Origin of the sequence: Leptolyngbya sp. FACHB-36 (assembly GCF_014695955.1) — a bacterium.
Classification (GTDB): domain Bacteria; phylum Cyanobacteriota; class Cyanobacteriia; order Leptolyngbyales; family Leptolyngbyaceae; genus FACHB-36.
The window spans coordinates 1-7,304 of record NZ_JACJPG010000451.1 but is presented as its reverse complement, the minus strand read 5'-3'; the positions used below and the strand labels follow the sequence as shown (position 1 = coordinate 7,304).

Below are 7,304 nucleotides of genomic sequence, written 5' to 3'. Positions count from 1 at the left end.
CCAAAGGGCTGCTGTTGGCGCTGCGCTTTCAGATTGTTGAGAGTAAAGGCTTCGTTCAGAAACGACTGTCCCACCCACGGCTGCAACACAGACGCCAACTCCAGCGGCACCGCCGGGAGAGGGCGCTGGTCGGTAAACTGCGACGCTCCCATTGCCAGCACTTGAGACTGCTTGAGACTGCGGTAGCGAGTGTCAGTAATGCTGAGGCTGGGCATGATGCTGAGGCTGTAGGACTCCAGCAGGAACTTTTGTCCATCATGCAACGCCGCGATCGGCAGCGATCGCAATCCTGCGTCGGTGATGAACGTCAAATTGCTGACCTTGCGCGTTTGCAGGTCTGCTACCAATGGCTGAACCAGCCAGCGATAGAGCTGCTGTGCTGCAGGAAGAAAGGCGTCTGTATCTCGCGTGGCCGGATCCGTGAGGTCGTTAGCAAATTGCCGCGCCACCGCTAGCACTTGAGCACGAGTGACGCTGACTCGTTTGTAGAGCGGCTTGCCAGTGGGCGTCACAACCACCAGTTCCAGAGCATCTGTGTCGCCCGCAACGAGTGAGTTCGGGGCAAATCGAACGTAGACGATCGCGGGTTTAACGCCCGTGCTGGTCTCGGTTGCTCGTAAAGCGTTGCAGGCATCGAGTAGCGTTGTTCTCGCCTCGGAGGTTGTGCCCGCATACGCTTCGTATTCGCGGGTAAATTGGTTCTCGATCGCGTCTACTCCCGTATCGGTGCAGGCAAGGTTTGAGAGCGCAGCCGCGCCAGCGGTGAGGTCAGGCTGGGCAGGAGGTGTCTGATTGAGCAGCACCGACGATAGCTGATTGCCGAAGCTGAGCGGCGGGGGATTGACAACATTTCCGTCGATCGTGCCGCCTGTACCGCCTGTGCCACCTGTACCGCCCGTGCCGCCTGTGGCGCTGCCGATCGTCAGGTTAATCTGCCCCGATGAGACCGGCGATCGCGCGACGCCATCGCTGGCTTGCACGGTGAACGCATTCGCAATCGTGCCTGTTGTGTTAGAAGCTGGAAGGTAGAGCAGCGTATCGCCGGGACCGATCGTGGTGACGCCCGGAGTAACGGCGTTGCCATTGACTAGCAGCGTGCCACTGTTGACTGCGCTAACAATGACAGACGTTGCGTCGCCATTCAGGTCGCCGACTGACTGGACCAGATCGGCAAACGTAAAGGTCAGCGGCTGATTTTGAACCACTGAGGGCAGCGGATTCGTCACCAGGGTCGGAGCCTGGTTAACAGACGTAATGGTAATCCTACCCACGGCATCGCTGCCGCCGATCGGCTGAACCGGGAACACCCGAACGGGTGCAATCACCGAGTCACTTCCTGCATTCAGCGCTCCCGCTGTTCCATTCGCAAACGCATCGCCAATGATGAACGGTGCGTTGGTCGATCCGCCGCTGTGCTGAATGCTAATTGTGCCACCTGCGATCGGACTTGCTGTGGAGATCGTGTCGCCGCCTGCCGTACCTCGCACAGCACCAGCGGCTAGTAGCTGCACATTGCCGCTGGTGCTAACCAAGGCTCCAGACCCGTTCGTGGCGATGCTGTTGAATATCAGATCGCCGCTGTTGGTGGTCAGTGTCACATTGCCACCCGTGGCAGTGCTGCCGCCTGTGAGCGTGGTTGCGGTAGTGACGATCGGACCTGAGAGGGCCATGCCCCCCGCATTCAGGGTGACGGCTCCGGCGGTCGCAGTTCCGGCAGTGGAGGACGCGGCGGAGGTCAAGATCGAGCCAGCGGTCAGAGCATTGCTAGCCGTGAGGTTCACGGCGCCACTGGTGACGGTGCCGGGAGCAATACTGCTCGTGTCCAGCGTGCCGATCGTCAGGTTTACCCCGGAAATTGCAAGGTTGCGTCCCGCTGCCCGAATCGTTTGGCTGGGGTCCATTGAGAACGAGCCAGCGCCGCTATTGTCGGCATCGGCGCGGAATGTGATGGCTCCGGTTCCCGCAGCAAAGTTCAGCGAGACGCCGGGGGCGATCGTAATATTGTTGGTAGCTTCCAGCGTCACGGCAGCCGCTTGGCTCTGAAGCGCGTTTTGAGAAATGGTGAATGTGTCAGGCGGACCTGCGCTAAACGGAATATTGGGCAAAAAAGGGTCCTGCGCTCCGCTGCCACCCGCCACGATCTGAATGTTGGTCGGATCAAGCAGCAGCGTTCCCACACGGCCATTAAACGCGCTCAAATCCACAGTTCCCTGAAACCCAAGCGCTTGTCTGCCCGACACCTCAACCGTGCCACCGTTGCCCGTCGCACTGCGAGCGGTAATGCTGCCGTAAAACGCCGTGGCGTCGTTGGACCAGAGGGTAACGCTGCCGCCATTGCCCGTTTGGAGCGCGTCCGCTTGAATGCGAGAGTCCGGGCTGACATAGACTTGGCTAGCGTTGGGCACTGTTCCCTGTCCGCGAACATCGCCGCCCACGAGGACCGTCCCGCCGCCGCTGTTGCCCGATGCTTGAACCGCTGCGCCAACCAGTCCCACCCGATCGCCCAACACCTGCACGCGCCCGCCCACAGATCCCGACACGTCCACCTGACCCGCGACGATCGTGGTTCCCGGAGCGGCAGGAATCGGCGGTTGCGACCCTGTGAGCAAAATTTCGCCTTGTTGATTGACGCGAATTCCGGTGGCGTTGGCTTGGTTGCCGCCTGTGAGGAGTTCGGGCAGGGTCGGAGGCGAGGACGCCAACGCGGAGGACGGCTGAAACTCCAGACTCAGCAGCGTTCCAGTTTGGCTTAGGCGCACCAGCGACGTTCCGGGAACCGAGGCGATCGTAATCTCGCCACCCGGTGCGCGAAGCTGTCCCGTGTTGATAACCGTGCCGCCAATTAAATTCAGCGTTTGACCCGAGTTCACCGCCAAATTGCCCGCATTGACGATCGCTCCTGCCTGCGGCAGCACAAATCCTAAACTGGTCGGGGGGCCTTGCAGCAGCGCGTAGGGGTTGCTGCCAAACACGTTGAATTCCCGATCTCCAAAGCCGATCGTCGTAGCAGTGGTAGCGGTAAATGCGGCAGGAACGTTTAGGCTGGCGGCGGGTCCAAATAAAATTCCGGCGGGGTTGATTAGGAATAGATTAGACAGCCCGCCTGTCACCTGAATCGTGCCGTTAATAATGGACGGCTCACCACCCACCACACGGGTTAGGATGTTGCGAATCTCTGGGCTAGAAAGGAAATTAGCGATTTGTCCCTGACTCAGCCCAAACTGACTCAAGCTGTGAAACAAGTTGGCTCCGTCACCTGATCGCTGCCCACCGCCGAGGTCGAAGCGATTTCCTTCAGGTGTGACGGTCGTGCCTACGCCGTCTGCCGCCGGCACAACTGCCTGAGCCATCAAATCGGGTCGGGTACGCTGTGGTAGAGCATCCGGTGGAGTGGGAGTGGCTAGCGTTCGATCGCCCCGCCGAAGAGTCGCCTCCGAATGCGGAGAAGACACGATCGTCGTAGGCGGCTCAGGCGGTAAAGCTGGATGAGGCATAAATTGAATTCGAGATGCACCCGACGGCGGGAGTAACAGTAACCGATACAGTCATCGTTGCAGGGCGTCGGGATAGATTCCGCCGAAATTGCACAGCGTCTCGCTTAAACATTGACTCTGTATCAGTACCTGCTTCCGACCCCTTGCACAAGCATCAGTGTACTCAACCTGAGCAATTCGGCAATGGGCAACAGTGAGGTCGGGCAGACTCACCTGCCTCTGCGCTCTCCGCTGTTATACTGGGTTGCCTCCGCCATTTGACCGAGCGATCGCAGCAGTGTGGTAATTTCTGGTTGGTCGAGGCAAAACTATACTAGATCGCCGAGGGGTCTTGCAATCCTAGCCGCTCTAGTCGTGATTTCCCTGTATCGAGCGAAGGCTAACGCTTTCGATGACTTGCTTGGCGTATTCGTTGCCTTCCGTGCTCTGCAATGGGTGAATCTCAGCCGCAATCGAATACAACCCCCATCCATGTCCTGGTTGCGTCCGGGGGGCGATCGCTGCTGAAACAATGGCAAGCGGTTCGACGCCTGACGCGAAAGCAGTTACAAGTCCTAGCCGCCGCTAGTTTGGTCGTGACCAGTGGAGTATTAGGTCTGCGGCAGATAGGAGTGCTGCAACCTCTGGAGCTTGCCGCGCTGGACCATCTAGTGCGGCTAAAACCAGATCAGCCACTGGACGATCGCCTGCTCATTGTCGCGATTACTGAAGTAGATATCCGGGCGCAGCAACAGTTTCCGCTACCCGATTCCGTCCTGGCACAGACGCTTGAGATTTTGCAGTCCTACCAGCCGAGCGTAATTGGACTCGATGTGTTTCGGGATATTGCCAATCCGTCGAATCGTTCATCGGCAGGCTCTGAGTCAAAGTCGCTTACCGTACAGTTGCAAAAGCCCAACGTCATCTCTGTAACCTACGTTGGACACACTCCAGATGAACGGATTCCCCCACCGTCCTCTGTTCCAGAGGCTCAAATTGGATTCAATGACCTTGTCACTGATCCCGATGGGGTGGTGCGCCGTAACTTGATGTTTATGCAAGATGGCGCTACAGTGCTCACCTCGTTTTCGCTGCAGCTGGCGCTGGCGTATTTGTCTGGAGCGTGTTCAGGCAAGCTCACCGGAGCAAGTTCAGCCTGCTTGAATGCCCAGGTCACTGACAGCGGCGCGTTTCAGCTTGGTTCGACGGTGTTCACTAAGCTAGAGCCGAACTCCGGCGGCTATCAAACAATCGACGCCAGCGGCTACCAAATCTTGCTGAACTATCGCACTCGATCGCAAGTCGCGCGGCAAGTGACGCTACAGCAAGTCCTATCGCGGCAAGTTGATCCCAGCTGGATTAAAGATAAAGTCGTGCTGGTGGGGGTTACGGCTCCCAGCAGCAAGGATTTTCTGCCCACGCCCTACAGCGCCACGACCCGAACTAGCCGTCTGCTGCCGGGAGTGGTGATTCACGCTCAGATGGTGAGTCAGATTCTCAGTGCTGTGCTGAACCATCAGCCGCTTCTGTGGTCCTGGGACGATCGTGTGGAGGTGCTTTGGATCTGGGGTTGGTCGCTGATCGGCGGACTGCTTGCCTTATACAGTCGCCATGCAGTGTTGCTCTGCCTCAGCACGATCGCGGTGCTGCTGAGCCTGATTGGAATTAGCGTTGGCATTGTGGCTCTGGCGGGATGGGTGCCGCTCGTGGCTCCTGTGCTGGGCGCTGTATTAACTGGAAGCTGTGTTGTAGTGTATCAGCTGCGCTATCAGCGTTTTTACGATACGCTCACCGATTTGCCGAATCGATCGCGCTTCCTGAAACAGCTGCAGAAATTGGCGGCACCGCCGAACTCTGCAGCTGTGCTATTTCTTGACCTCGATCGCTTCAACGTGATCAATGATCATTTGGGACACGCCACAGGCGATGAGCTACTGCGGCTGAGCCGCGATCGCCTAAAAGCTGGCTTGCGCCGAAGCGATACTCTCGCCCGAGTCGGTGGCGATGAGTTTGCGATTCTACTACATCCGCTGCGCCATCCCGACGAGGCACTGCAAATCGCTGAGGCGCTCCAGCAGCAAATGATGCGTCCCTTTTGCATCGACAATCAGGACATTTTCACCAGCGTCAGCATTGGAATTGCGCTGGCAACCGATCGCGTGCCCGATGAACTGCTGCGAGACGCCCATACCGCGATGTATCAAGCCAAGGCACAGGGTAACGCTCGCCGCGAAGTGTTTGCTGTGGGAATGCGGAGTCAAGTTGTACAGCGATTGCAGCTTGAAACAGACCTCCACCGAGCGATCGATCAGCACGAGTTCCAGCTTCACTACCAGCCGATCGTGTCACTAACAACCGGACACACGGTTGGGTTTGAGGCACTGGTGCGCTGGCAGCATCCGCAGCGGGGAATGATTTCCCCAGGAGATTTTATTCCCATTGCCGAAGCCACCGGGCTGATTATTCCGCTGGGACAGTGGATTCTGCAAACTGCCTGCCAACAGCTCAAACACTGGCAGCGGTATGAGCCGTCGCTAATCATGAGCGTGAATCTATCAGGGCAGCAGTTGACGCAGCCAGATTGGGCGGACTACGTAGAGCAAACCCTGGCAGGGGCGGGATTTGATGGGCATTTCCTCAAGCTGGAAATTACTGAAAGTGTGGCGATGCAGGACGTGGATGGCGCGATCGCGCTACTGCTCCGCCTTAAAGCGCTAAATGTACAACTCAGCATCGACGATTTTGGTACGGGCTATTCCTCGCTCAGCTACCTGCACCGCTTTCCAGTGGACACGCTAAAAATCGATCGCGCCTTCGTGAATCAAATGGCAACGACGAAAGAGGGAGACGCCATTGTCCAGACGATCGTGGGACTCGCCCACAATCTGAAAATGACGGTGGTTGCTGAAGGAGTAGAAACAGCCGCACAATTGGCAGCGCTGCAAACGATCGGCTGTGAGTATGGGCAGGGCTATTTCTTCTCGAAGCCGCTATCGGTTGAGGCAGCTGAAACGCTGTTGGTTGATGCAAAACGCTGGCTCAATTAGCAACCAGCGAAGCAGCGGTTTTCTCACTCCAATGACTTCTAGTAATGCCAATTCGGAATGCAGAATTCAGAATTTCAGAAGCTCGATTCCGTCTACGTTTCAGTGCTTTAATCTGTCGCTGAAATTTAGAAAACTAGTATAACCTCAATGCTCCGCTGGCTTCGACATCCCTTAGCCAGCGAGCAATTTGCAGCTTGAGCGGAGGTAAAGGGCACCCTCTTGGACGGTAAACTCGCTTCTGGAAATCGCCTTAATTATTCTGCTGCTGCAAATAGATTGCGGCTTCTTCGGTTCCTACTTGTAGAAACTCGCGGTAGAAGCGACTGACGCTAAGAAAGCGGTGCGGCGTTGCTAGAACGATCGCTCGCTCGCTAATCTCGTGCAGAAACGGCATCAAGTCTAGCGGAGCAACCGGAGCGCAGATCCACACCTGAGCAGGCTGCTGAGCGCGCAGAGCGCGAACGGCGGCTGCCATTGTCATGCCAGTCGCGATGCCATCATCCACCAGAATTGCGATCGCCCCCTCTGGACTGAAGCGGGACGGTGGCGCTAGCCTGGTTAGCTGAGCTTGGGCGTGTTCCTGCGCCTGCTGAAGCGCCGCATTGTACTGATTAAATGGATTCTCTGGCAGGCGGCGTCGCTGGGTTGACCAAACCACATGTCCATCTGCCGTGACCGCACCGATCGCCAACTCACGATTTTCCGGCTGGGTAATTTTCTTTGCCACGACAACATCCAGCGGGCAGCCCAGAACCCGCGCCACCGAACTTGCAATTGGCAATCC

At 57.4% G+C, this 7,304-nt stretch carries 3 protein-coding genes; 1 reads left to right on the top strand and 2 read right to left on the bottom strand.

Annotated features, from left to right (window positions below; translation table 11 throughout):
• Positions 1-3,494, bottom strand: a 3,494-nt coding sequence (locus H6F43_RS12755) for a CHAT domain-containing protein (RefSeq protein WP_190343127.1), incomplete at its 3' end; no start/stop codon positions are given.
• Positions 3,495-3,925: 431 nt separating this feature from the next.
• Between H6F43_RS12755 and H6F43_RS12750 the strand changes: the two genes are divergently transcribed.
• Entirely contained in the window at positions 3,926-6,520 is a 2,595-nt protein-coding gene (locus H6F43_RS12750) for an EAL domain-containing protein (RefSeq protein ID WP_190343126.1), read from the top strand.
• A gap of 250 nt (positions 6,521-6,770) precedes the next feature.
• Here the strand turns inward: H6F43_RS12750 and H6F43_RS12745 are convergent.
• A partial coding sequence (locus tag H6F43_RS12745) for a phosphoribosyltransferase family protein (protein WP_190343125.1) occupies positions 6,771-7,304 on the bottom strand: 534 nt, incomplete at its 5' end.